A 24,234-nucleotide genomic window follows, 5' to 3' on the forward strand; every position below is an offset into this window, starting at 1 on the left:
CATCGATCCAGGCCCCGAACGGTCCGCTTTCAGGTCGTCGGCGATCTGAACCGCGACTCGCTTCGTTTCAGGCTCATGCTCAGAGCCCACGCGACCGCAGCCGCAATGACGAGCACGGACAGCAGGCTCTGGCTGGCATACCAGACATGGCGGTCAAGGGTCAGTGGGGCGAGGACCAAGAGCCGGGTCACAAACAGACTGGTCAGGAAAGCCAGGAAGCCGAGCTCCTGGAGAGTGACGGCCATGCCGGCGGCCAGCAGCCCACAGGTGAGCCACGGCGCGAGGCCGATCGGACCCGTCGAAGAAGCGAGCGCGGCCGCCAGCAGCACGATGAGAGCCACTATGGCCAGCCAGCGCTGCCGGAAGATGAGCCGGAGAAGCAGCATCAAGGCCAACACGATCAAGCCGCGCGTCATGGCAAGCAAAGCGGCATTGACCAGCGAATTGGCCGTGAACTGGTACCCTGACAGTCGGCCCGGTTCCCAATCCACAACCGGACCGACCAGCGCCGCCCACGGGTGCGCGGACTGAAGTCCGACCCAGGCATTCAGCTGCTGCAGGATGAAGATCGCCACGCCGGACGCGGCACCCAGGACAATGTCGTGTCCCACCAGCGGATCCCGGATTCGACCGGCCAATACCCGAGTCCACGAGATGAGCGAATGGGGCCAGAAACGGCGGACGTACGGTTCGATGGCCATGTAGTAGATCCACACCATGAAGGATGTGAAGAGAGCGAGCTGTGACGCCGACACAAACCAAACCACCGCGGCGACAAAACTCTCAGGGACGGAATGTCCGAGGACGTATAACACGAACTGCATCCCGAAAACCGCGATTGCGATCTGGCTTGCCCCTCGGCGATCACTTGTCTTTCGGCGAGCATTGTTCCATGCCAACGGCATCGAGGCGATCAGCGTGCCAATGAAGATCAGGCTTGTCGCGGTCTGCCCACCCACCGGGGGAGGTTGGTGCCCGCTCGTGCGATCGCCGTCGTCCCGATCGGTCTGTCCACTCGCCTCTGAAGACCGAGTAGCCCGAGTAGGCTCGGCGGACAGATGAGCGCCGACGTTGAAGCGAATTCGACCTTCCTGGAGATCAGCCCGCACTCGAATCGAAGTCGCCCCCACTTGAGCCGGTTCCCAGAGCCTGACACGGTCGTCTCCGGAGACAAGCCTGAAATCGCTCATCTGCAGGCCGGCTAGGCTGAACAGGGTCGCCCAGGGCGAATCCCCGCGGGAGCCGACCCTGACCTTCCTCGAGCCCCAACCGTCCAACCACCGAAGGTGCCCGTCCCCGGTCAGAAGAACCTCGACCTGATGCCCTCCAGGGGGTTGAGTCTCAAAGACACTGAAATCCTGGGATGACTCGGTGGACCGACCAAAGAGCCTGTAGCGGTAACAGAGGACCTCCATGCCTATCGGCAACGAGGGAGTCGATTCGGCGGGCTGAGTCGTCGTGCCACGAATCGCGTTCCATCGCTTGTGGTCAACCTCGAAGGCTTGCACGCACGAGTAGCTCGCGGGATCGTACCCGAGCGTTCGCAGGATCTCCTCCGCTTTTTGGCCGAGCACCTCAGGGGGCAGCGACAGCCGGGCACGGGAGATGAGCAACGTGCTACGGGCCAGCAGCAGGGCGACGATGAGGCCCACAGCGACAAAGAGAGCACCCGCGATGGCCGCGACAGCCGCTCGGCGGGGACGCCTTGGGGAGTCGGCCACCACGTGAACCGGGGGTGTTTCTCCGGAGGCCACCATCGCGGCCAATACCTCGCCACCCGGAAGCTCGCCGAGCACATCGTAGACGGACTCGGGACGATGGCGCGGATCAGGTTCCAGGCAATCCAGGATCACACGCTCGAGCTTTCGGTCGAGGTCGTTCGCCCACGCGCTCGGCGGTGAGATCACCCGCGAGGCATCCGGGAGACCGCCGGTGCTGGGTTCGGCGGCCGGCCGCCCCGTCGCCAACTCGTACAGAATCAGGCCCAGCGAGTAGACGTCACTCTGGATGGTTGCCGGTTCGCCACGCCGGACTTCCGGAGCCATGTAAGCGAGCGTACCGGCACGTTCAGAGGTGGCTGCATCGGACACGGAAACGGCGATGCCAAAATCGGTCAGCCGGACTTCGCCGCGTTCGTCGAGCATGACGTTGGCCGGCTTGAGATCGCGATGCAGAATGCCGCGGTCGTGGGCGGCGGCCAGGCCGAGGCAAAGCTGACGCGCGACGTGGCAGGCTTTTTCCGGAGCGAGACGTCCCACTCGCTTGAGGAGGGTGGCGAGGTTCTCCCCATCGATGTACTCCATCGAGATGAACGCCTCGCCGTCGACTTCGCCGATGTCGTAGATGCGGCATACGTGGCGATGGGTGATTGTCGAGGCCATGCGGGCCTCGGCGTAGAATCGGGCGAGCCATGCCGGATCGGAGCCTCGACCCGCGGTGAGGAACTTCAAGGCCACGGTCCGAGAGAGCCGGAGATCCTCGGCCCGATAGACCTCGCCCATGCCGCCCCTGCCCAGAATGCTGATGATCCGGTACCGCTCCGCCACCCGAGTGCCCGAAGGCCACCGATCCGACGCGGACTGCGTCGAGATACCCGCCGTTGATGCGACCGCTTGGGTGTCCTGTGCGGCCGAGGCTGCCAGAAGCGTCTTCGTGGTGTGATACTGGAGAAGGGATTCCACTTCGGCTCGCAGAGCCGGATCCTGTCCGCAGCGCGCCTGCAAGTAAGCGCGACGGGTAGAGTCATCCATTTCACAGACGGCCAGAAACAGCTCCTTGGCCTGCTGGTGAAGAGAGGGTGTCATTGACTCCCATCCTTGTCGCCCAATTCGCGCCGGAGCCACGCCCTGGCCGCGGTCCACTCGCCCTCAACGGTCCGTTTCGAGACCCCGAGAACGGCGGCCACTTCCGCGACGTTCAATCCCCCGAAGAACCGCATCTCGACCACGGATGCCTGCCTCGGATCCAGGGCGGCCAGCCTCTCCAGAGCGTCATCGAGCGCCAGGACGTCCTCGTCCCGGCCCGGGCTGAGAGCGATGTGCTCGTCGAGTTGGAGCCGGACGGCGTTGCCCCCACGCTTGGCCCGGCGGCGCGATCGAGCATGGTCTACCAGGATCCGGCGCATGGCCTGGGCTCCAACCGCCAGAAAGTGAGTCTTGCCCTGCCAGTTCACTCGGCTTTGATCGACGAGCTTGAGATAGGCCTCGTGGACCAGAGCGGTTGGGGTCAGGGTGTGTCCCACGTTCTCACCTGAAAGGAACCGAGCGGCCAAGTGCCGCAGCGGCTCGTAGAGGAGCTCAAACAGCTGCTCCGCGACGGGCCTGCCGCCACCGGCCTGGGTTACGATTTCCGTGATCTGCTCGCGGATGTCGCTTGCCATCTCTCGTGCAACCCAGCCAGGAGTCAAACCCGAAACAGGCGACTCCTATTGTCGGGAGGGGACAGCTGATGTGCAAGCGTTCACCATTTCACCACGAAGCCACCGGTCATCCACTTGCTCGACTCGACGGAATGGACCACGGCCCACTCTCCTGCCCGAACCTCCCCGGCGCGGGCCATCTCGTCCAGGTGCAGCAGGATCGATGCCCCGCCACAATAGCCCGTGTTTCGCGCCCGGAACTTGACTCGCCGCCTGACCTGGTCTGGCGAGCAGTCCAGGTATTCCATGAATCGCTTAAGACCATCATCGTAGAGCTGCATACTGGGAATCGAGAGGATGAAATGGCCAATCAGCCCGCGGTCGATCCCCAGCCGGTTTATCATCCGGGCGATTCCCTCGAGCAGCAAGCGGCCCGCATCGCGGTTGACCGCCGCGAAATCCTGATCGAGATGGTGCAACCCCTGTTCGTAGATGTGCTGGATCTGCCTGGCCGGATCGGCCAGGTTGGCCACACCCCCACCCGCCGTCATGGCGGGCGGAAGCCTGCCGCCGACCGACTCGACGCACGTTCCGACGATTTCCCGTGACAGCGGTTCGCCGGACGAGGCCTGCGAAGACCGGAGCACGACCGCTCCGCTGCCGTCCGCCAGGATGTAGCGCAAGGCTGCGTGTTTCTTGGTCACCCGGGCCGGGTTCAGGTAGGCGGCCCGGAGGTACACGCTTGAAAGCTGTGGATAAACGACCAGGGCGGTCCGGTATCGGCCCACGCGCAACGCGTCGTAGGCGATCTGGACACCCTTGCCCACGCCGGAGCAGTTCGAGTGAATCTCCATCTCCGCGCACGTCTCGATACCCAGCCTCTCCTGCAGCAAAGCCGAGGTCGGAGGTGTGCTTTCGTCGTAGTTTGAACTGGCGAGGATGATCAGCTCGACGTCCGTAACACCCAGGCCGGCATCGTCTAGCGCCCGTCGGCAGGCATGCTCGGCCAGGTCGGCCACGGTATGGGTTAGCCAGCCGGTCGCAGGGTCAATCGCAAAATGCCGCTGTTCAATACCACTTGTAGCCAACATTCGGCTTCCGACGGTCTGAATGAAGGACTGAACGCGCTCGGGGGCGCCGGTGAGCAGGCCGAGGACTGCATCAATCCGCGCGTTGGGAACCGGCTCGTTGGGCAGGAATGATCCCGTGCCCGCGATGAATACGCGACGTAGAGCGTTACTCACAGCGTCCTTCCTTTCTTGCTGTTGACGCCATGGGAGAGCACCTTGATCATTGATCGTGCCGGCCGGCCGCGGGTCGCGCTTCACACTCGCTGCAAGTAAGCCGCCCCTTTAGGGTCACCAACGCGACCGGCCGGCGTCGTACTCGGGCCACACGACATTCCCGTCTCCGGTAGGGGGGCTCGACCCTCCGGCCCAGATCTGCCCGCACGTCCGACTGGAAACACTCCAGCCGTTATCCTGGACGGATGCCGCGAGCCGACAGAGACCGGGTCCGTGACGGGAATGTCACGCGGCTCGAATTGTCGCTCCACAGGTCGCGAGCTTGCCTCTCTCGCAACGCCTCGCACCGCGCACGGCCATGAGCTGCCGAGCCCTTGCGTTCACCAACCCACGCGACGGCGGACACCGGAAACCGCAGTTGAAACACGAAATGCTCCGGGCATTGGACACATGCAGCGGTCATGGGCGGTCGGCAGAACACGGGACAAGACACCAATGGAGCGGGACCCGCGCCCGAGGTCGTCCATCGAGCCCGGGCCCCGCCATCGACTTTGCTGGACCCCATTTCTTTAGAGGATTGTCTTGTTCCAGGACGACCCACGAACTCATGGTTGCCCAGGTCAGACCGGGAGTTGAACGTCGCCCAGCAGACTTTCGATCAACGCGGTGATGTCTTCGCATCCCGAGGCGACCGCCAAGGTCGTGCCGGCCAGCAACAGCCCAAGTCGTGCAAACACTTTCTTCAACATGATATAACTCCCTTTGCCGCGTGGAGAATCGGGTTCGTTGGCTTGCCCCGCCCACGCACGATGGGGCAACCGTTCGCGCCGGCGCCGGAAGCCTTTTCCGACTGTCCCGGCCACTTCACTACGCGACAAGTCACGTTTCCGTCCGCAGCGCTCCGCTCCAACAATGCCAGAGAACCCTAAGCCAACCGGAACGGGCCCGGCAGAGGCCTGATTAGCAAGCAGACGGGTTACGGGTGCGCCTCGTGGACCGTCAAGACCGCATCCTCTCGGCTTCTTTCTTGACGAGCCCAGGAAAGGAGGTAGGATGCTTGGTGGAAGGGATGCAGCGGCAAGAACAGGCATCTCCACCACGTCCCAGCCGGCGTTTTTGAGGTCGGGATGCGACACGCCCCCCGGATACCCCGCTGGCGACGAGTGCCGCCAAGGCACTGCCGTTTCTGAGTTGTTCTTCGACATTATGGGCCAATCCCGAGGATCGGCCAAGCCAGCCGATCACCTCCCGTCAGGGCTCAGGCTGCCCTATCGAGTGGGTTTGGGAGGAACGCGATGAACACGGGTGTTGTTCGACCGGTCGTTAGTTTCGGCATCGGCTTGCTGCCGCTGGTCACCGTACTTGCGTCGCTGTTGACGGGTTGGCCTTTCGAAAAGAGTATGCCCTGGGAACGCCAGGCCGTCGCCCGACAGACAATCCCCACAGGTGTTGTGTTGGTCAGTGCCGTGTCCAGGAAGGCACACCACGCCTCCAGAACTCCCGCCGAGTTGGATGTCTCCATTCCCCTCGACGGCCGGCAAGCGGTCGAAGGGCGGCTGAACGACGACGGTACCGGCGATCTTGAACTCATACTCAGGTTCAGTGCTCCTGTTCGGGCTGCGGATGGCACCTTGGATGCGACCGAGATCCTTGTGACCGGCGGGGCATGCGGTCATGCCGAGGTGGCCGGAGATGGTGTCGGCGATGCCTGTGATCTGTGCCCCGGTGCGAACGACCGGCTAGACATCGACGCTGACGGTACTCCGGACGCCTGCGACAACTGCCAGAGGGAGGCCAACGCGGATCAGGCGGACGGCGACGGGAATGGGATCGGGGATGTCTGTGACCATACTGCGTCGGCCATCGTGGCCGCTTCGACCGGCAACGCCGTTGTCCAGCGAAGCAGTCTGCGCACCTCGCCACCGGCTCACGCCTTCAAGGACGCTGCGGTAGTCCCTAGAAACGGAGCTATCCAGATCGCCGACCCACTACTCATCGGCCACATTGTCCCCGTACGGCGGCCGCTCTTGGTCGCCCAGCCGTTCAATGCCTTGGAGGTTGGCGCCGTCGGCCAGGTGGAATCTCCAGGCAGCTCGGCCGCGGCCGGTGGTGCCCAATCGCCTTCTGCGTCGATCACCGCCGCGACCACCTGGGACGCCGGGGTCTGTACAGGCTACTGTCCTTACACGATCCCGCAATTTGACATGGACATGGACGGTGACGTTGACCAAAGCGATTTCGGGATCATCCAGTCGTGCTGGGGCTGTCATGTGGAACAGGGTGTTCTTCACGGTTGCCCCGAGTTTGAGACGAACGAAGGTGCCGTGAGTTGTCTGTATGCCGACCTCAATGCAGATAACAGCGTGGATGGAGACGACCTAGCGGTGTTTGCCCGCTGCCACTCAGGCCCGGATGTGCCGGGTAATCCAAGGTGTGGAGACCGCAACTGCAACGGCATCCTCGATGCCTTCGAGATCAAATGGTGCACTGGCTGTGGCGAGAGTCTGGATCTCGATGCAGACCTCATTCCGAGCGAGTGTGACAATTGCCCCACTTACAACCCCGACCAGGCGGACCAGGACGGTGACGGCACGGGTGACGTTTGCGACAACTGTCCTGCCGTGCCCAATCCGGACCAGGAAGATGCGGATCGCGATGGCATCGGAAATGCGTGCGACTCCAACGCGGGCGCGGACGGGGATGAGGATGGAGTTCCGAACGCGACGGACAACTGCCCGACAGTATCCAATCCCAATCAGCATGACTCGGACGGAGACACCTTGGGTGATGCTTGCGACAACTGTCCTGCGGTGACGAATCAAGCTCAGACCGATTCCGATGGCGACGGCATCGGAAACGCCTGTGACAACTGTCCCACGGTCGCTTGCTCCAATTTGAAGGACGCGGACAACGACGGAGTCGGAGATATGTGCGATCCGGACGCGGACAATGATGGGATCTGCAACGTGGGCGGTCCCCTTGCAGACACCGTACGGGGCGTTCCGGCGGGCGGTTGTCAAGCGGGGCCGAACGGGCAAGACAATTGCCTGCTGATCCCCAATTATGACGCAGCGGATCAGGACGGTGACGGTGCCGGCGATGCCTGCGATCCATGTCCCAACACGCCACCTCAGGACTGCGATGCGGCCGAGTTCAGGTCCCGTTGCTGGGGCCGGCCGAGCGAAGCCTGGGGAGCACCGGCCGGGTTCGGCGCCAATCTCGATATCTCGCAGGGGTTCGGTCCGCCGGACTTCCCGCCACTGAGCTTGAATCCCGTGACAGGGACCGCACCATTAATCTCGTCGGACATGAACCAGGCCGTCGGCGATCGGTTCCGGTTTGCGGAGCGGGTCACCCAGAACGGCCTGGTGGATATGGCGACCGGCAGTCCGCTGCTGCGGGAGGTGGATTTCGAGTTGCCCTTTGGCGGAGCCGTGTTCCGGCACGTCCGCACATATGGCGATGATGTTGCGGCGGAAGCGTTCGCCTGGTGCAGTGATTCGGAGCCATGCACTTACTCCGGCTCACAGGCGTGCTACGAGGGGAACCCCAACGGCAGCTTCTGGGATTGGGTGGGTACCAACTGGATGATGGGTGAGAACCCGGTTTTCCTTCTCAGCGCCGAGTACAAGAACATCGTCACGCCCGGCCCGCGCCGCTGCTACTTCATTCCCGACGCCCACCATGCGATTCCCTTTGAATGGAACGCAGGTGCCGGAAGATACGAGGCCCCCGCGTGGTTCGACGCAACTCTGACCTGCAAAGGAGCGTTCAACGACGATGTGACCAAGCCAGCGGAGTTCCAAGTCCAGCTTCACCGCGGTGCACTGACTTACACGATCCGACCCCTCTACGAAGACGACTGGCAGATTCCCATGCCCCCCGATCAGACCGTGAGCGTTCACGCACCGCCCTCCGAAGGGGGACGCGGATTCCCGTATATCGGGGTCGTGGACAAGATCCAGGATCGCTACGGAAACGCGGTGGAAATGGTCTACTGCGACAACATCCGCCAATTCGCCTGCGGCAAGGCGCCGCCGAGTGGTTGTCCACAATGTTGCCAGAACTGCAATCGCAAAGGCCAGCTCAGCGCGGTGAGACTACGGGACAGCGGCGGCGCCGTCCGTTGGACACTGCTGTACACCTACCGCGAGTTTGGGCACATCCACGACGACGGACCCAGCAACTACACGACTCACCGGCCCGGCCTGCATCAGCAGACCATGCTGCACTCCGTCCACGTCTACAAGGGTGATTTCTCGGATACAGAGCTAGCCCAACGATACAAGTGCTTGACGCTCGGGCTCGACGTATTCAGCGGCCGGCCTACCTTCAACGAATACGACGCCATCAACGACGTGGAAGTGTTCGGTCTGCCCACGAATTGGGTGATTGAGGCGCGGTATACCTATCAAGAGTCCGGGTATGGTGCATATGGCATGCACACCGTGATGCACCCGGATGGTACTTCCAGCCTGGAGTACTGCAACTCATACATGAGCGCGAACGGACCCGGAAGTGGGCAAATCCTTGATGCCGCAGAGTCGCCGAATCCGCTGCTCAAGGCCGTGGTCAATCGCCGGGGTGAGAGCAATTCGAGCCCCCTGGTTCAGGACCGGACCGTGTACTGGTGGTGGGGGGGGCCTGACTTCAGTGGCCATCCAATCCAATACCACCATCTGCGGGCCGTGTTCCGCAACGACAGCATCAACGCCGCCTTGCGCGAGGCCAGGGAAATGCTGCCGAGGGTGACAGAGAACATCCTTCTCGAAGACGTCGGCTGGGAGAAGTACGCCGACTTGTCCACACAACCGCTGGTTTACAGTGGCGCCGACGCGGAAAAAGCCGCCATGTACCAGTTGGCCCAGGCCGGCCAATTGGATCTCGACTATACCGTCTACGCAACGACCGGCGTCCATGATTTCGTTGACCGACGCCAGGGATTCGAGGGCGATTTCGCCCTATACCGGTTCATCGTCTATCCGAGGGATGGTGGTTCTGTGGCGAGAAGCACCGGGGCGCAGCTGAGCCCGGGTCTTCCGGTCTTCGATCCCACCCTGTTTCGCTACCCGTATCGCGTTCCCAAGGTCACCGGCTACTGCCAGTCCGACTCTGAGTTCATGGATCCGGACTTCAACGCACCCCGTTTTGTGATGATGATCGATGAGAAATCGGATTCCTTTCACTACAACGCCTTCACGCGCAGCGGCCTTCGTACCCGACGAGTCCTCGAACTCAACCCGGCAGGCCTGGTCCTGAAGGATCGGAAGTGGTCCTTCGAAGGCAGCCCCGATGGCTCCGTCGCGACTGACACCGGGCAATCTGAGCGGTTCATTTACGACACGCACGGCAGGGGCAAACTGCTCGAACGCCGGACGCTGGGCTGGGACGCTGCGACCGACGGTCAGGAAGGCAGCGAGGGACTGATCTACGTGTATCGCTATGCGGGAGGAACCGTCGACCGCCCGGAGGGCGAGTTGGAGGCGGTCGGCGTGAAGCGGGGAATCAACGGTACCCCGGCGTTCACGAGCTACACGGTCAGGCACCGCCACCGGCCCGAACTCGTACTGACACAGGTAGACTTTCCATCGCCCGTTCTGGACTACAAGACCACAGCCGGAAACAGGACGGACACGACCTATGATTTCTATCCGCCACCGGACGATCCTGACTTGCCTGAGTCCGTGCTCTGGAAACGCCGAGCCGTCAAGGAGATCATCATTCGTGGTCCGGCGGGCCAAGGCTCTAGCCGCGGCAACACCGTCTGCCTGTTCAGGCACATGCTCTTCAACGAACTGGGACACCAAGTCTGGTCGGGCGAAGGCAGCCGCACTGTGCCCGAAGAGATTCCTATAGTTTTCTATGTCACTCACGACAAGTACGATGACTATGGTCGCCAGACACTACACGCGGTAGATGCCGACCCGACCGAGTTCGCCTATCCTGAAGGGTGGGCCCGCGTCGGGGATGGACAACCGCTGAATCTCAAAACCGAGCTTCACTACGACGACTTCGGCCTTGCCTGGACCAGGTCCCCCGACGGACGCGAGCAGCACATTGTGCGTATTCTGGATCCTCTGGACCCTCAGGCATTGACGATCTGGAAATACTCGGACGTGGTGGCCGTAATCGGCCAGGGCGGGGCGGTGTCTCACGAAGTCCGGCAGCCGGTCGAGATTCAGCGATACGAAGGGCTGAGCCTGAAATCCACGCAACAGGTGAAGATCCCGCTTCTGGCGTCCTACCCGCCCCAAGGCGCCGAGGCATACGGTCCAGCCGATGTCCTCTCGGACTCCACGCTCACCTACGATGAATCCGGCAGGAATGTCGTCGGCGTTTCGAGCAGGGGTGTCAACGCGGGTGTTGTCTCGGCCAGCGTGAGCTACCATCCGAACGGACAGATCGCGAGCGAGAAGGCGCCCGATGGTACAATCACGCGCTACGTCTACGATCAGAGGGGGCGGTTGGATAGGATCTACCGGGGAACTCACGACGAACATTGGGGGACCTCCTGCGATCCGGGCCATGATTCGACGTGCAACACATTGACTTGGCTCGACGACCTCATCCTCGTTGAGAAGCGATACTACGGAACGGGTATCGCCGATGCCAACAAGCTGGTTACGGTACGCCACTATCGTGATGAGACCAGCAACCCCTATCACATCTGGGACACAACTCTGAACGGCAACCAGGGCGGCTACTCACCACCCTTGAACGAGGATGAGGTGGGCTGGACCGATGTTGACCGTTACGACTGGCGTATGCGCGAGGTGTGGGTCACCCGCTACGGTTCCAGAGACGACCAGGGGCGGCAAACGGCGCTGACCCACACAGTGACCTGGTACGACAACATGGATCGGCCCTGCTTCATCGCCCAGTATGGCAGCGAACTGCCCAGTGCCTCCATCCTGTCACTGACTCCGGAGGGTGTTCTCAGCCCAGACATGACCTACGATGGGATCGAACACAACGGCAGTGCCATCGTTGCCCTGCTAAGCGTCGCGCCGAAACCGATCAGTCTGACGGAGAACATCTACGACAGCTACGGCCGGACCAGGGAGGTCCGCCACTACCGGAACAGCAGCGAGTACACATCCACGTTTAGTTACTACGATTACGGGGGGCGCCTGCTAGAGAAGACCACTCCCAACGGCCTCGTCCGGAAGTACGAATACAACGCCAACGGCCAGCAGATCTGGAGTCGAAGTGAAGCGGGCGGGGTGGCCGTCAGCAAGTCAGAGACACGGTACAACGCTCTCGGTCAGGCGGCCGAGAATATCAGCTATGAGCTCAAAGCGGGCGCAGCTGGCACGGCGGAGAGCGACTACATCAAGAGCTGGCGCTTCAACTGGTACGACCAGGCGGGCAAGACGATCGCCACCGCTGACTACGGCACCAATGCCGACACCTTTACGACCGGGACGGCTCCAACGCGTGGAGATCACCCGCCTGTGAGCTCGATGGGTGCGCGGGTCGCCCATTACGAATACGACGAAGCAGGGCGCCAGAGACGGATCACCAACCCGGATGGAACGGTCACGGCCAACGAGTACGATGGCCTGGGGCGCCTCGTTCTGACCACCGAGGACGCCGACGGCCTCCGTCGTCAAACGGCATACCGGTACGAGTGCTCCGAGCCTTCCGGGTCAGACTGCATGGGCAATCGACTTGTGGCCGTGGCGGCGATCGCGCCAATCGCCGGCCGTGCGGGCCAAGTCAACCGGTGGGCAGACATCGATTGGCAGGCGAGCGACAGTTCCCTCCAAGTGACCGGTCTCACCTATGGGGCAGACGTGGTCAACACCGCTGGGAGCGTCATCAGCAAGAGCAATGGCTGGATCAAGGATGTTCACTACCCGGACCCGACGACCGGGCAGCCCTCTGCCGCCGCCTCCTTCACCTTCACGTACTATAGCGATGGTTCGGTCGCATCACGCAAGGACGCCAAGAGCAACGAGTTCCGATACCGCTACGATGAGGTCGGCCGGCTGGTGCGTGTGGATTTCACCAGGCAATCTGCCTACGCGGGGGCCGATCCGAGCTACGGCTACGTGACCTTTGCGTATACCGCCGAGGGCAAGCTGGATCTCGCAACGGCCTTTGACGCAATGGGGACGATACGCTTCCAGAACAAGTCCGACTACGACGACCGGGGCAACCTGGTGCGCGAGTATCAATCTCACGCCGGGGCGGTCACAACGTCTACCCCCGCCATCCAGTACGCCTGGTCGTATCAGCCGTACGATGCGGAGCATCCCGGCGGCAACTTCGACCGGTTGACCGGCATGGTCTACCCCAAGCGCCCGGACGACGGTTGGCAGCGGGTCCTGACCTTCAACTACGGGGACGCCCCCGGCGATCTGGACAGCCACTTGAACCGCATCACCCGGATCCTGGACGGCGTCACCCGCGACGGCAGCATGCCGAACACCAGTCCGGTGGCCGGCTACACCTATATGGGTGCTTCCCGGCGGGTCAGCATGAGACTGGGCGATCCGGGCTCCCCGGCTGTCCAGCAGACCTTCGTTGACGTCAGCGGCTCTGTCGGCCTGGATCGGTATGGCCGAGTCAAGGACCTCCACTTCAGGAAGTCCGATGGCACGACCGTCCACCGGTATGAGTATGGCTACGACTTGGCCGGCAACCGCGTTTCGTCGCGGGTGATCCAGGCCCCGACGCCGGGCACACCGGAGGTACCTCACCAGAACGACCGGTCCTACAAATACGAATACGACAAGCTGAACCGGCTCAAGATCTCCGATCTCGGTCGGCTGAACGATGACGGCACGGCCATCGTGCCCGACGCGACCGTCGTCCTAGCCCGCAGGTCGCAGTGGGAACTGGACGCACTGGGCAACTGGGCCGACCTGTTCGTCAGGGAGGACCCGAACGGCGACGGCGTCTACGGCGGAACCGGCGAGCCCTGGCTGGATCAGGGCCATGTCACCAGCGCCGCCAACACGATCAGCCAATTGGCGTGGAGAAGTCCCGGGGCGCCGAACGCCAACCGGGCGGAGTTCGTCCACGATTTGGCTGGAAACCTCGTCTTCGACGGCACTTACGTCTACCAGCACGACGCGTGGAATCGGCTCGTCCAGGTCAACCTGGCGGGTACACTACAGTGTACGCCCGCCAACCCGGATACGAGCGACTTCACCGTAACCGGTCAGCTTGCCCCGGTTCAGGGTCGCACCCTCGGTGCCCTGGTCGGCTGGTACGTCTACGACGCTCTCGGCCGGTTGATCACGTCTGGTGAGCTGACGACGAGCGGTCTCAAGGTCGTCGACCACTATTACGACGGCATCCGCCGCATCCAGGAGATCGTCGACGACGGTGAAGAGGACCCGAACACCACGGACACGACTCTTGCCGAGTACGTCTACGGCCCGGAGTACGTGGATGAATTCGTCTTGCAGAGTTGCCCGAACGGCCAGGCCGGCAGCGTCACCCAGGGCATCCCGAGCGACGGCCAACGCCGGCTCTACATGCTCCAGGACGCCAATTACAGCGTCATGGCCTTGGTGGACGAGTCGGGCAACGTCTGGGAACAGTACCAGTGGGATCCTTACGGCACTCTGGCCGTCAAGGACACCCTCGTTTGCTCTTCTCCGATCAACCGCGTCGGCCACCAAGGTTTGTTCTTCTACCGCTTCGACAGCGGAACGGGCAACCCGCTCGATACCGCCGCAACCGGGCTCTACTACAACCGCAACCGATGGTACAGCCCAAAACTGGGACGGTTCACGTCGAAGGATCCGAATGAAACGGCCGTAGAGGTAATTTTTGCCGTGGCTATGAACGGGAGAGGACTGTGTGTTCTGGCAGGCGTGTTCCACGCCTCCGGACACCTTAGTAGCGGTATGAACCTCTACGGATATCAACAGGGCAATCCACTTAGAGGCAGAGATCCTCTTGGCCTGTATGATCCACTCGATGAGGCTGACGGCGTGATAGCTGGCATGGCGGCGGACAGGGCGGCTGCGGCACACCATGCTCTTGCGATGATCCATGGCATGGCTCAGCAAGTGGCTACCATGGCCATGCAAGGGATGATCGCCGCTGTCTTCCCGCCGTATGGCCTTTACCTCTCGGTGACCGGCGCCGCCTCCGCGATAGAGGATATGCTGTTCAACGGTGTGTCCTGGAATGGTGCTGGAATGCTCGGCTTGAACCTGATGGGGGCTGGAGCCGCTTGGAGTCCAGCAATGGCCCAGATCGACCGAGTCACCACACTGACCCGTCGCGCCTACTGTATGGTGGGGCGCCAGTACGCAAGAGGACGCATGGCCAGATCGGGCTTCAATGACGGAAACACAGTGACGCATGTACGGAATGCGCAAGCGCGCCCCTGTCGACCGCGGTCCGAGTGGCACCACGGCAAGCAGGTGTGGTTTGATGAGAGCGGGTTCCCAGATTTCGAGCCATATGCAATCGATGAACAGTGGATCACTCCGACGAAGACCCGTCAAGGTGATTTCGCGGCAGCGAATCGGGCAGGGGGTTACGCGCAGACACAGCCGGGGTACACTTGGCACCATCATCAGGACTACGGACGGATGCAGTTGGTGCCTGAGGACCTGCACGCCTCTGTGGGCCATGACGGGGGCTGGAGCATTTGGGGAGGTGGACAGTGAAACCGCATATCACGAGTCTCGAACCGCCGGTTACGGCGGAGATACTGGCACGAGCCGAACAACACCTGGGCTTCAGACTGCCGGAGGATTACGTCGGGTTTCTCCGCGAGAATAACGGCGGACGGCCGACACCCAATACCGTTCCAACGCCGTCGTTTCCAGGCAGCGCAGCGACGGACCTGAAGCTGTTTTATGCCATCGGCGCAAAAATGGAGTGCTACGATCTTGTCTGGAACTACGAGATATGGCGCCGCGACTCACCGGCGAATCTGCTGCCGATTGCGTGCGATAGCGGCGGCAGCGCCTTCTGTCTTTCGGTCACTGGTGAGGACTCCGGCAGGATCTATTACTGGGATTGGCACCGTGAGCCGCATCGTGTACGAACACGCTACCTCTGGGTCTACACGGTCGCGGATTCACTGGAGGAGTTTCTGGGCAGCTTCCGCGAGCCGCGGCGGGAGGAGGTCGGACCGGCCGACGTGAACTCGCTCGTCTGGCGGACGGATTGGATCACCGCCGAGATTCGCCGGGATGACGAGTTCTTAAAGATCGGCCAGTACCTCCATCTTTGTCAGCACCTCCCTCCCGGCGTGACCGGCTGGACAATGAAGAAAATCGAGGTGCCGGAGCACTGGTCGGTCCGGAGCGTGGGGGTCGCCGACGGCGTCATCACGGTCAGCACGCGGGATGGCCGGGTTTTCCAGCTAACTCAATACAATGTCGGCATGCTCAATTCTGCCATCCTTGAAGTCGGCACCATCTCAGATGAGGAACTGGATCGCATCTGGTGCAGCTACGCCGGCGTACAGCAGGTATAGCTTTGGCTGACCCAATGACGCGGCTTCTGGCAGTAGGCGACAAGAAGCCACTGGCTTATGGAGCCGAGATCGACGACCTGATGACGGGCCCCGATAGGGGCCAAAAGCCATTTGCCACACACAGGTATCTGCCGACCAAGCCATTCGATCGCAAGCCCCTGCTCCACCCTGACGGCAGGCCAGAACCGTGTCGTCGAAACGCCCTCCTCGAGTTCCCAGAGAGAGTGTCATTCCGACATGAGATCTGGACGCGGTAACCAATGGTCATCCATCTGTAGGAGGAGGCTAAAGGTGAGTGAAAAAAGCAGGCCCCGGCAGGGGGAACCGGGGCCGTTGGCGAGCCATCGCAAGGGTCGGCGTGGTCCCAGCCGGGGTCGGCCGGAAATCGCTCATGGGCGGCCAGCCCCTGCGAATAGCTTGGTTGTCCTGTACCCCGAAGGGGCACCGACAACGAAAGGGGGAAGCAACCGAGTGCATTATAGCCGGCTGCGGTTGCCGGGGAAACCAAAAAGCCAGAGAAAAATCGGGGGAATGCCCCATCGCCGTCGTTCTTGCATGATTGAACGAGTGTGTCTCGTGAAAGGGACAGGATCAATCCGTTGCGTTCGCGTCCTGGCCGGCGGCACTCATCGGCAGGGCGTGGCGGCCGGAGGCACGAGTTGGGGATCGTCGTTCGATGCTAAGTGTTGGGATCGCTAGAGCTTACGGTATTCCCTGAGCAGACGGATGAGGTGGGCCAGCTCCGGAGGCGGCGGGGCCTCCAGCTCCATGACGGTCTCCCAGATTGGGTGTTTGAAGCGGATCCGGTACGCGTGGAGGGCCTGCTGGGAGGTGATCGGGGCGTCGCTGCCCTGGCCGGTCAGGCTGAACTCGGATACGTGGTGTCCGCCGTAGAAGGTGTCCCCGGCCATGGGGTGCCCGATGTAGGACATGTGGACGCGGAGCTGGTGGGTTCGGCCGGTGCGAGGATGGAGATGGGCCAGAGCGTATCCGCGGAACCGTTCCACGATCTCGTATTCGGTGATGGCTTCCTTGGCCAAGCGATTGAGGAACTTGGGGTGGGCGGTCGGGACGATGTAGCGGTCTTTGATGGTCTGGTGTGAACTCAGTGGGGCGTCAATGACGTCGGCGTCGAGATGGGGGTTGCCCTCGACCACGCCGAGGTAGGTCTTGCGGACGGTTCGGCGTTCGAACTGCAGGGACAGCCGCCAGTGGGCCTCGTCGTGTTTGGCGACGAGCAGTATGCCGGTGGTGTTCTTATCCAGCCGGTGGATGATGCCGGGCCGGAAGGGATCATCGCCGTGGCTGAGGCTGTTGGCGTAGTGGGCCAGGCCATTGGCCAGTGTGCCGGTCTGTGTGGTTCGGGATGGGTGAACGATGATTCCCTTCTGCTTGTTGAGGGCGAGGACGTGGTCGTCTTCATAGATGACGTCGAGGGGGATGGGTTCGGGAACGAGGTCGTAGGGTTCGGGCGGGGGGATGGTCAGATCGACGCGGTCTCCGCCGTTTGGCTCATAGCTGGCCTTGGTGGGGTTACCGTTGACGGTAATGGCTCCGTGCTTCATCAACCGCTGGACCATGGTTCGGGACAGATGGGGGAAGCGAGAGTGGAGGTACTTGTCCAGTCTGCGGCCGGGCAGGCGGCGTCGGATGTACAGGGTCACATGCCGGGCCTCCTCGCTGTCAATGTCCGGACGGATCTCGGCGATCTCGTCGCTGAGGGGCAGTTCGTCGTCCAACGGTTCTTGGGCCATAGCTCTGCCATCATCCGAGGGAAAAGCAGGGGTGGCGCCGCGCCGGTATGGGGGGCAACGCCACCCGCATGCCGCACGCCGGCCGGCCAGACGGTCAGACACGGTGTTGGCTTATTCCGTCAGCTGATCAGGAACCAGCCCCGGCGGTTCTGACAAGCCTGCGCCGAAACTATTGCCGTCTCCGAGCTGGATGGCGCGGAACGACAAAGCCTGGGGGTTCTATTCTCCGCTGGCCAGCGCACAGAGAATCTCGCAACCCTTGACGATTTTCTCGTTGGAGGTCGCATAGCTCAGGCGGAAGTGCGTATCACGTTCGCTGAAGACCCCGCCCGGGATAATCAGCACGTTCCGCTCGATGGCCTGGGTTGCGAACTCGGTCGCGTTAGCGAACCGCTCCGGCACCTTGGGGAAGATGTAGAAGCCACCTCCTGGCGGCGCGAACTCGAACGCGGACGCGAGGTGTTTAGCGGCCAGATCGCGTTTGCGTCGATAGTCATCGACATGTCCGGAGATATCCGCGTCGAGGGCTGCCAAGCCGGCGTACTGTACCATGCTGGGTGCACACACGAAGGTGTACTGTTGGAGCTTGGTCATTTCATCGATGAGGAACTTCGGTCCGGCCGCATAGCCGAGTCGCCAGCCGGTCATGCCGTAGCTCTTGCCGAAACCGCGCAGGAGCAGCGTGCGATCGGGGGCCAAGCTCGCGGCGCAGGGTGATGGGGTATCGTAGACCAGCCGGTTGTAGATCTCGTCGACGAGAAGAAGGAGGTTGTGCCGGGTGGCGAGATCGGCGGCTTGGCGGAGCGCGGCCTCGGCGAGGACCACGCCGGTGGGATTGCTGGGCGTGGCCAGCACGATCATCTTGGTCCGAGGGGTGATGGCCGCCTCGTACCGCAGGAGGTCAAAGCCGAATGTCGGATAGGTGTCAACCATGACAGGGATACCGCCGACGAGTTTGACCGCGTGCTTGTAGATGACGAAATAGGGATCGCCGATGACCACCTCATCGCCGGGGTTGAGTACGGCCATGAGGGCCAGCAGGATGCCGCCGGAGACGCCTGAGGTGACCAGGATGGGGGAGGTCACGCCGCACTCGACTTTCAGGTCGGCTGCCAGCCGTTCGCAAAGCGGGGCGATCCCCTGGGTCACGGTGTAGCCGTTCCTTCGGCTCTGAATCGCGTCGATGGCCGCCTGTCGGACGGCCGGGGGCACATCGTAATCAGGCTGCCCGATGGAGAAGTTGATTGGGTCCTTGAGCTTGGCGCCCAAATCGAAGACTTTGCGAATGCCGGATGCATCCACAGAGCGGCTTCGCTGGGACAAGAGGCGTTCCGGAGTCAGATTTGCCATAACATGGACATCCCAGTCTGTTGTTGATGTCGCGGCTACTTTTTCGCGGGAGTGGCCGCTGGGGGCGGAGCCTCGCCTTCCTTACCGGGGGTAGCGACCTCTTCCTTCTTCTTCTCCTTCTTGCCGACCTTGGCGTTTCGGTGGGCTACCTTGGGGAGGCCAAACACGCTGCCGCCATCCTTCCAGGCTTCCTTGTCCTTCAGCCTGGAGATTCTCTCGGCCCGAGTGAGGACATTGCGATGTCGGGCCAGGTTGCCCGCGGTCTTGAGCGAACGATCGATCGACATGGTCAGGCGTCTCCTGGGGTCGCTTTCGTCGGGCCCCGTTTGCACTCCGAATCCCTACGCCTGCCCACGGGCGCCGACCATCGACCGGCGAGCCGTCCTGGCCCGCCGAGGCAGAGGCGTAAGCCGAGCTTAGTAGTATATCACCAGGTTCGCCGCCATGCTACTTGTCGGCCCGGAGCGGCATTGGCGAGTTGAGGCGGTAGACAGGCAACTTCTTGCGGCTCAACTCTTTGGCGCACTGTTCCCCGACGCCCTTTACGCTTTCGCAGAACTCCCGCGCGGCCTTCTCGGCGTTTGCCTCCCGGTAGTCAAAGCCCTTGGTAGTCAGCAACCGCCAACCCTTGCTGGATTTGTCCAGCCGGGTGTCCAAGCCATACTCGCTGGCGAGCCACGATTGCACGAACTCGCCTGATTTTTTATCGTCTGGCTTGAACGTCTCGATCAGGATAATGTTGACACCGGCTTCGTGCCGGGAGAGGTCGGCCGCGCCGGCAGCCCCGGCGGGTCCGCGCGGTTCGCCGCCCGAGGGCGCCGAGGTCGGAGACCGCTCAGCAAGAGACTTGCTGGGGTTCTTGGACGAGGCGTCCAAGCCTCCGAGGACGCCTGGCGTCCGCGGCTGGCTCTGGAGAGCCTCAATGCCATTGGGGTCCAGGGGCACGCTTGTGGACCTGGATTGCACGGCCATGCCGGCCAGGAAGCTCACAAAAAGGGCAAGGACCAGCACCCCAGCGGTGACGGCCACGTTCATGGGGTTGAAGAACATCGCGACACCGTCGGCACTCAGCTGGATCAGGGGGAGCTTGCCGCGCCAGGCGATCGTGGGTCGTTCTGAGGTAGCGACGCCCGAGGCGGCACCGTCCGCCGCGGTGTGCGGCGTGGGTCTGCCCTCACCCGGCTTGGGGATGTTCCCGCCCTCAGGGCCGAGAGTTGCGGTTGAGCGGTCTGTCTCCGCGGAGGAGCGCTCGCTGACGACCTGAGCGGCCATTTGGGCTCGCTTGAACCACTTGGGTACCGCGAGCCGCTCGCGGTCCTTCCGCTGGGAGTTGATGACCTCAAATAGCGCAGGGGCATATTTGGATTTGGCCATGGGAACCTCCTCCACTCGGGGATCTCGACGGCCGTTGCCTGTTCGGCCAATCTCGTTGCCCCAAGCCAGACAGGATACCTCAATTGCGGGCCGGTTCAAGCGCCGGGAGTAAGGGGCTTGGGCGGGCTGATGTCCGCCGCTCTTGCCGCGGCGGTTCTTGAAGCAGACAATCCCAGCGTCGTGTTGCTTTTGAGGGGTGACCTGATGACTCAGCGGCCTGCGTTCGAGCAGCGAACTCGCCAGATCGGAGCCGAGATCCTCAGCCGGGCTCGCAGCGCCGAGCCGTCTGTGTTGCGGCTGCAGTGGTGGATGGACCGCATGCTCGACTGGGCGACGGCTGATCCGGTCCGCAAGCTGCAGCTGTTTCGGTTCACCGATGTTCTTCCCTGCTTAACGGACGATCGGGCCGTGGCCCGCCAGATGAGCGAGTATCTGCTGGACGGTCAGGTTCCGTTGCCCTGGCCGGCCCGTCCGCTCCTGAAGGCCGCTGTTGGCATGGGCTGGAGTCGCCGGCTGCTGGCGGCCTTGACCAAGTGGGGAGCGACCACAATGGCTCGTTCCTTCATTGCGGGTCACACTCCGGAAGAGGCCATTCAAACGGTGCTTGCTCTTCGCCGTCGCGGGATGGCTTTCACCATCGACACCCTCGGGGAGGCGACGACCAGTGACGTTCAGGCCGATCGGTATGCCGAGCAGTACCTGCGGCTGCTGGATTCCCTGGGGCCGGCGGCCCGTGGTTGGGAGCCACTTGAGGTGGTTGACCGGAGTGATTCGGGCCTGATGCCCCGGGTCAATCTGTCGCTGAAACTCACCGGCCTGGATCCGTGCTTTGACCCCATCGATCCCGATTGCAGTGCGAGCGCGGTGCTTGAACGTCTGCGGCCGATTCTGCGTTCGGCCCGCAAGCATGGGGCGATCGTGAACATCGATCTCGAGCAGCACCGGTATCGGGATCTGACCCTGGAGATCTTCCGCCGAATCATGACCGACCCCGAGTTCGGGGATTGTCCGGATCTGGGGATTGTGCTCCAGGCATACCTGCAGGATGGTGTTGGTGATCTTGATCGCCTGCTGGACTGGGTGAACAGGCGGGGCACGCCGATCACGGTTCGCCTAGTCAAGGGAGCGTACTGGGACTACGAGGTTTTCACCGCGATCCAGCGTGGCTGGCCGATTCCCGTCCTGACCCAGAAATGGCAGAGCGATGCTCAGTACGAGCTCATGGCCCGCCGGCTGCTGGATCATCGGCAGATGATGCGTCCGGCTTTTGCCAGCCACAACATCCGGAGCCTGGCGGCGGCCATGGCCTACGCCGAGTCGATCGGGGCTTCGCCGCGCTCATTTGAAGTCCAGATGCTCTTCGGCATGGGGGATCCTCTGAAGGTCGCCGTAATCGGCATGGGCTACACCCTGCGGATCTACGCGCCGTTTGGCGAGTTGATTCCGGGTATGGCGTACTTGATCCGCCGCCTGCTGGAGAACACGGCAAACGAATCGTTCCTGAAAGGGAGTTTCCGAGAGCGTAAACCGGCGGAGCAGATACTGGCCGATCCTGACGAAGTCCGTCCCGCCAGCGCCCCGTTACCCGAACCGTTGTCGGTCGATTCCGACGAGGACGAACCTATGAATGCGTTTAGCTTCGAGCCGCACACCGATTTCAGCCGTGCAGATGCCCGCGAGTCGATGAGCGAGGCCCTGGCCCGAGTGCACGATGCGTTTGGCGGAACCTGTCCGTTGGTGATTGCTGGCCAGAAGATCGCCACAACTCAAACGTTGGCCTCGCTCAATCCATCTCGGACCAGCGAGGTCGTGGGGCAGGTTTGCCAGGCGAGCATCGAGCAGGCGGATCAGGCGGTGGTGGCCGCCAGAGTTGCATTCACGGCCCACTGGCTGGAGGCGGTGCTCCGCGAGGGGATCGTGGCCGTCCACGCTCGACGGGCGGCGCTGCTGCGGCGAGTGGCGGCGATCATGCGGCAGCGGCGGTTCGAGCTGGATGCCTGGATTGTCTACGAGGTCGGCAAGGCCTGGCGCGAGGCGGACGGCGACGTTGCCGAAGCCATTGATTTCTGTAACTACTACGCCGGCGAGATCGAACGGATCTCGTTGCGTCCGCGGCGGCGCCACTTTCCGGGCGAGGACAACCTGTACGGCTACCAGCCGCTGGGCGTGGTCGCGGTGATCTCGCCGTGGAATTTCCCGCTGGCCATTCTGACCGGTATGACCGCAGCGGCCGTGGCGGCCGGCAACTCGGTGGTGATGAAGCCGGCCGGCCAATCCTCGGTGATTGCCGCCAAGCTGATGGATATCTTCGCCGAGGCCAGCGCTCCGCCGGGGGTGGTCAACTACCTGCCCGGTCCCGGTAAGGCTGTCGGGGCTCGCCTGGTGGAGCATCCGGACGTGAATCTAATCGTGTTCACAGGTTCACGTGAGGTCGGTTGCTGGATGCACGAGCAAGCCGCCAAACGCCGGGCCGGCCAGCCGTTTCTCAAGCGGGTTATCGCCGAGATGGGTGGCAAGAACGCGATCATTGTGGATTCGGACGCTGATCTCGACGAGGCCGTGGTTGGCGTGATCGCCTCGGCGTTCGGCTACTCCGGGCAGAAGTGCTCGGCCTGCAGCCGGGTGATCGTTCACCATGCGGTCCGGGAGACGTTCGTTCAGCGGCTGATTGACGCCGCTCGGAGCATGGTGATCGGTCCGGCGGACGAGCCGGCCACGCTGGTTGGCCCGGTGATTGATGACGCCAGCCGGACGAGGATCGCCGGGTATATCGAGCGCGGCCGGCAGGAATCAAAGTTGGCGTATCTGGCAGACTTGGGCGCGCTCTCCGATCGCGGGACGTTCGTGCCGCCTGCCATCTTCGTGGATGTGCCCCCAAAGGCGGCAATCGCCCAGGAGGAGATCTTCGGGCCCGTCCTGGCCGTGATCGACGCCGCGTCCTTCGAGGATGCCCTGGAGATCGCCAACGGCGTGGACTACGCTCTGACTGGTGGGGTCTACTCGCGGAGCCCCCGTCATCTGGAACTAGCCCGCAGAGGTTTCGATGTCGGCAACCTCTATCTCAACCGAAACATCACCGGCGCCCTGGTTGATCGCCAACCGTTCGGCGGCTACAAGATGAGCGGGATTGGCAGCAAGGCGGGCGGTCCGGACTACCTGCTCCAGTTCATGGAGCCCCGCACCGTCACGGAAAACACGCTTCGGCATGGGTTTGCGCCAGAGTCCACCGCGGCCCCGGTTGCAGGGTGAGGGGAGGGTCGCTCGCCCGTCCCGGTGGTTTGGTCGATCGTCAAATTCTCTCTCCGCACTCGGGGCATCGCGGCTCGCTGATGCCTCGCAGGATGTAATCGCACTTGCGATAACGGATCTCCCCGTCGGGATGGGGACGCGGTTCCGGGACTACAGCGAGAAGGAAGGTGGAGAGAATGGAGAGGGTCAGTGCTGCGATGACCTAGAAAACCGTGACTTCGCCGTCAGTGAGGTTAGCGTCGGTTCTCAGACGGTGAATGAGGCGAAATACGACAACGCCCGGCATCACCGTGCCCGTGGCCGCCGTCAGCATGGCCAGCGAAAACGGCTTTCCGTTCAGCGATCCCCACCATCGGTCCCTGTCTCACTGCCGCATGCCTACCTTCAAAGTGACGGAGTCCGCGAACTCGATGGCTCGCGGACTCCGAGAAGAACTCCGGGTGTGAAATC

The 24,234-nt window shown here is 62.6% G+C and carries 9 protein-coding genes and 5 pseudogenes; 7 read left to right on the forward strand and 7 right to left on the reverse strand.

Annotation, left to right across the window (positions count from 1 at the left end; translation table 11 throughout):
* Positions 1 to 29 precede the first annotated feature (29 nt).
* The 3 genes from KA354_08100 to KA354_08110 all read right to left on the reverse strand — a co-directional run bounded on the left by KA354_08100 (position 30) and on the right by KA354_08110 (position 4,602).
* The gene (locus KA354_08100; protein MBP7934596.1) at positions 30 to 2,804 is read right to left on the reverse strand and encodes a serine/threonine protein kinase; all 2,775 of its coding nucleotides are present in this window, start codon (positions 2,802 to 2,804) and stop codon (positions 30 to 32) included.
* Complete coding sequence (locus KA354_08105) at positions 2,801 to 3,379, reverse strand: sigma-70 family RNA polymerase sigma factor (protein MBP7934597.1); 579 nt, start codon at positions 3,377 to 3,379, stop codon at positions 2,801 to 2,803. The genes KA354_08100 and KA354_08105 overlap by 4 nt, the downstream gene beginning before the upstream one ends.
* An 80-nt stretch (positions 3,380 to 3,459) precedes the next feature.
* Complete coding sequence (locus tag KA354_08110) at positions 3,460 to 4,602, reverse strand: 3-oxoacyl-ACP synthase III family protein (GenBank protein MBP7934598.1); 1,143 nt, start codon at positions 4,600 to 4,602, stop codon at positions 3,460 to 3,462.
* Positions 4,603 to 6,002: 1,400 nt separating this feature from the next.
* Between KA354_08110 and KA354_08115 the strand changes: the two are divergent.
* The 6 genes and pseudogenes from KA354_08115 to KA354_08140 all read left to right on the forward strand — a co-directional run bounded on the left by KA354_08115 (position 6,003) and on the right by KA354_08140 (position 16,057).
* A pseudogene (locus KA354_08115) lies at positions 6,003 to 6,449 on the forward strand (thrombospondin type 3 repeat-containing protein).
* A gap of 357 nt (positions 6,450 to 6,806) precedes the next feature.
* Positions 6,807 to 7,712 (forward strand): annotated as a pseudogene (locus KA354_08120) (thrombospondin type 3 repeat-containing protein).
* Positions 7,713 to 7,910: 198 nt separating this feature from the next.
* Positions 7,911 to 11,069, forward strand: a pseudogene (locus KA354_08125) (RHS repeat protein).
* A gap of 297 nt (positions 11,070 to 11,366) precedes the next feature.
* Positions 11,367 to 12,218: pseudogene (locus KA354_08130) on the forward strand (RHS repeat protein).
* A gap of 42 nt (positions 12,219 to 12,260) precedes the next feature.
* Positions 12,261 to 14,525, forward strand: a pseudogene (locus tag KA354_08135) (RHS repeat-associated core domain-containing protein).
* 710 nt (positions 14,526 to 15,235) lie between these two features.
* On the forward strand, positions 15,236 to 16,057 hold the full coding sequence (locus KA354_08140; GenBank protein MBP7934599.1) for an SMI1/KNR4 family protein: 822 nt from the start codon (positions 15,236 to 15,238) through the stop codon (positions 16,055 to 16,057).
* Between the two features lie 695 nt (positions 16,058 to 16,752).
* On the opposite strand, the gene KA354_08145 is transcribed toward KA354_08140, so the two are convergent.
* The 4 genes from KA354_08145 to KA354_08160 all read right to left on the reverse strand — a co-directional run bounded on the left by KA354_08145 (position 16,753) and on the right by KA354_08160 (position 20,535).
* Positions 16,753 to 17,811: an RluA family pseudouridine synthase gene (locus tag KA354_08145; protein ID MBP7934600.1), complete on the reverse strand. Its 1,059-nt coding sequence runs from the start codon at positions 17,809 to 17,811 to the stop codon at positions 16,753 to 16,755.
* A gap of 219 nt (positions 17,812 to 18,030) precedes the next feature.
* Entirely contained in the window at positions 18,031 to 19,161 is a 1,131-nt protein-coding gene (locus tag KA354_08150; GenBank protein ID MBP7934601.1) for an aminotransferase class I/II-fold pyridoxal phosphate-dependent enzyme, read from the reverse strand.
* A 35-nt stretch (positions 19,162 to 19,196) separates the two neighbouring features.
* The gene (locus tag KA354_08155) at positions 19,197 to 19,448 is read right to left on the reverse strand and encodes a small basic protein (protein MBP7934602.1); all 252 of its coding nucleotides are present in this window, start codon (positions 19,446 to 19,448) and stop codon (positions 19,197 to 19,199) included.
* Positions 19,449 to 19,608: 160 nt separating this feature from the next.
* Entirely contained in the window at positions 19,609 to 20,535 is a 927-nt protein-coding gene (locus KA354_08160) for a hypothetical protein (protein MBP7934603.1), read from the reverse strand.
* 204 nt (positions 20,536 to 20,739) lie between these two features.
* Here KA354_08160 and pruA point away from each other — a divergent pair, with 204 nt between their 5' ends.
* A complete protein-coding gene (gene pruA / locus KA354_08165) occupies positions 20,740 to 23,784 on the forward strand; it encodes an L-glutamate gamma-semialdehyde dehydrogenase (protein MBP7934604.1) in 3,045 nt (1,014 codons plus the stop codon).
* Positions 23,785 to 24,234 lie beyond the last annotated feature (450 nt).

The organism is Phycisphaerae bacterium (assembly GCA_018003015.1).
In the GTDB taxonomy this organism is placed as follows: Bacteria; Planctomycetota; Phycisphaerae; order UBA1845; family PWPN01; genus JAGNEZ01.